The sequence below is a fragment of the Longimicrobium sp. genome (assembly GCF_036280135.1).
In the GTDB taxonomy this organism is placed as follows: domain Bacteria; phylum Gemmatimonadota; class Gemmatimonadetes; order Longimicrobiales; family Longimicrobiaceae; genus Longimicrobium.
Genome location: NZ_DASURI010000333.1, coordinates 1 through 3,245 on the forward strand (window position 1 = coordinate 1; position 3,245 = coordinate 3,245).

At 74.2% G+C, this 3,245-nt stretch carries 2 protein-coding genes; both read left to right on the forward strand.

Features of this window, described 5'->3' with window-relative positions:
- The coding region (locus VFZ20_RS10525) for a TonB-dependent receptor (protein WP_329683827.1) at positions 1–2,545 on the forward strand (2,545 nt) is incomplete at its 5' end.
- A 101-nt stretch (positions 2,546–2,646) separates the two neighbouring features.
- Complete coding sequence (locus tag VFZ20_RS10530; RefSeq protein WP_329683828.1) at positions 2,647–3,114, forward strand: hypothetical protein; 468 nt, start codon at positions 2,647–2,649, stop codon at positions 3,112–3,114.
- Positions 3,115–3,245: the final 131 nt, after the last annotated feature.

A 3,245-nucleotide genomic window follows, 5' to 3' on the forward strand; every position in this document is an offset into this window, starting at 1 on the left:
GCTGGGCCGCCGCGCGCACGGACGATGGGCGCCGCTGCTGGTCGTCCTCGCGGGGGCGTTGCTGTGGATGACGGGCCTGGCCGCGCCGCTGCCGGAGGAGCCGGCAACCATCGGCGCGAGCGTGCTGCTGGCCATCGGCACGCTGTGGAGCGCGCGCCTGCGCCACGCGGCCACCTGCCACCGCTGCGGATGCGCCGCGCATTCGCACGCATCACCATCCGCCGCATCCCGTCCCTCGCGTGGCGGACTGATTGTCATCACCCTCCTCCTGCCGCTCGCGCGGACGGCGGATGCGCAGAGCTCCATCCGCCCCGCGTTTCCTTCATCTGCCGAGGTGGAGGCGGACGCGGCCCTGCAGGGGATCGTGACGGACGCGGCCACGGGCCAGCCGGTCGCGGGCGCCACCGTCCGCATCCTGGAACTGGGGCGCCGCGAAGTGTCGCACGCGGACGGCGTCTTTCACTTCGCCGATCTGCCCGCCGGCGCCTACACGATGGCGGCGGAGCGGATGGGCTACGCGCCCGGGCAGGCCGCGGTGCGCGTGGCGGACGGGCAGACGGCGAACCTGGCGATCGCGCTCCATCCATCCGCCCTGCAACTGTCCGCCGTCGTGGCGACCGGGACGGGGCGCGAGCGCGGCGGGCAGGAGACGTACCGGCCGACGACGGTCGTGGGCGGGGCGGAGCTGCGCCGGCAGCTTGGCGCAACCGTGTCCGCCACCGTCGCGGGCGAGCCGGGGATCGCCATGCGCTACAACGGCCCCGGCGCCAGCCAGCCCGTGATCCGGGGCCTGGGCGGCGACCGCGTGCTGGTGCTGGAGGACGGCCAGCGCACGGGCGACATCGCCGGCAGCGCCGCGGACCACGGCGTGATGGTGGAGCCGCTGACGGCGGAGCGCATCGAGGTCGTACGCGGGCCGGCGGGGCTGCTGTACGGCAGCAACGCGCTGGGCGGCGTCATCAACGTCATCCGCGAGGAGGTGCCCCGCACACGGCCGGACCGTCCGTCGGGGACCCTCAGCCTGCAGGGCGAGTCCGCGAGCGGGGGCATCGCGGCGGGCGCGTCCGGGCTGGCGGGTGTGGGCGGATGGGCCATGCGCGCGGAAGGCAGCGTGCGCCGTGCGGGCGACACGCGCACGCCCCTGGGCGACCTGCCGTCCACGGACCTGGCCGGCTACGGGCTGGGCGCGGGTGCGAGCCGGGTGGGGACGCGCGGCTTCGTGGGCGTGGCCGTGCGCGACTACGCGATGGAGTACGGCGTCCCCGGCACCTTCCAGGGCCGCGACATCCCCGGCGCGCACCAGGGCGGCGTGGACCTGGACGTCCGCCGCACGGCCGTCCGCGGGCAGGGCGCGCTGCTGCGGCGCGTGGGCCCGTTCGCATCCGTCGACGTGGACGTGAACCTCGTCCGCTTTCGCCACCACGAGATGGAGCGCGGCACGGACGGCGAGACGTTCGTCGGCACGTCGTTCCTGCAGCGCACGGGCACGCTGAACCTCGTCGGGCGGCACCGGCACGAGGGCGCGTTCCGCAACGAGGGCGCCGTCGGCATCTGGGCCAGCGGCAAGGACCTGGACGTGGGCGGGCTGGCCACGGGGAGCCGCTCCGCGCGGCAGGGCTCGCTGGCGGCGTTCGTCTACGAGGAGCTGTCGCGCGGCCGCTGGGGGCTGGAGGTGGGCGCGCGCTACGACGTGACGCGCATCGACCCGGACGACGACCGCGCCGTGGCCGGCATCTCCGTGCGGACGCGGGACTTCGGCGCGCTGTCGGGGAGCGCGGCGGCCGTCTACCGGATCGGACGCGGATGGCAGGCCGGCGCGCGCGTGGCGCGTTCGTATCGCACGCCCTCCATCGAGGAGCTGTTCTCCCGCGGGCCGCACCTGGCCGCCTACTCGTACGAGATCGGCAATCCGCAACTGGACGCGGAGGCGGGGCTGGGGACGGACCTGTTCGTCCGCGTGGCGCGCGCCGGGCTTGAAGGCGAGCTGACGGCGTACCGCAACGTCATCGACGGCTTCATCTACTACGCGCCCACGGGGGAGATGGACCCGCGGTTCGGCCGCTACCCCGTGTACCAGGCCCGTGGCGGCGACGCGCGCTTTTGGGGCGCGGAGGGGCGCATCCAGTGGGAGCCCGTGCGCGCGTGGGTCGTGGAGACCACGGGCAGCTGGGTGCGCGGCGACCTGCGGGGGGACGATGGGTGGAACCCGCTCCCCGCCATTCCGCCCGCCCGCGCCGCCCTGCGCGTGCGCCGCGACGTGCCGCGCTGGTTCGCCGAGCTGGGCGTGGAGGGCGCCGCGGCGCAGGACCGCGTCTATCCCGGGACGGCGCTGGACGGCACCCCGCTGGAGACGCCCACGGACGGATACACGCTGCTGAACGCCGCCGCCGGCCTGCGCTGGGACGGCGCCGGCCGGCTGCACACCCTTACGCTCGCGGCCGACAACCTGACGGACCGCGTGTGGCGCGACCACCTGTCGCGCATCCGCGAGGTGGCACCCCAGCCGGGGCTCAACCTGCGGCTGCTGTACCGCGTCGACTTCTAGACGCGCCGATGGCCGGCAACGGGCCGCGGCGCGCTGCCGGCTCCTTTCCTCCGCTCCGCATCCGGCGGGGCGGCGACAACGACGACTGAAGGAGTCCGACGATGATGATGATGTTCACGCGAAAGTCCCTGATCTCCCGCGCCGCGCTGGTGCTGTTCGCCACCGCCGCGCTGGCCGCCTGCGACGGCGACGGCACGGGCCCGGACGACCACGACCACGAAGAGGCGGTCGGCATGGTGATCACGGACCAGAACGACGCCACGCTCGTCTCCGTCAACGCCGCGCGCCAGGTGACCGGCTCGCTCACGGTGGCAGCCGGGGCGGCGCGGCACCTCTCCGTGTGGTTCGTGGCCGAGGACGGCGACCGCTTCCAGATCGAGCCGACGGACGACGAGCACAGCCTGGACTGGACGGTGGCAAACGAAGCCGTGGCCGTGATCGACTCGCACGGCGACCACATGGACCTGGACGGCGTGGCGGCGGGGAGCACGACGGTGGTGTTCCACATCCTGCATGGCAACCACTCCGACTACGACAGCCCGGCGATCCCCATCACCGTGACGCCGTAGCGACGCGACGCGGGGCGTGCCGATCATCCGGCACGCCCCGCGAGCGTTTTCGAGCTTCATCCCCGCCGCTCGAGGAGAGCGGTTTTCGGATGGGTTCTGTAGTGGATGCCGGCTAACCCGTGCTGTCATTC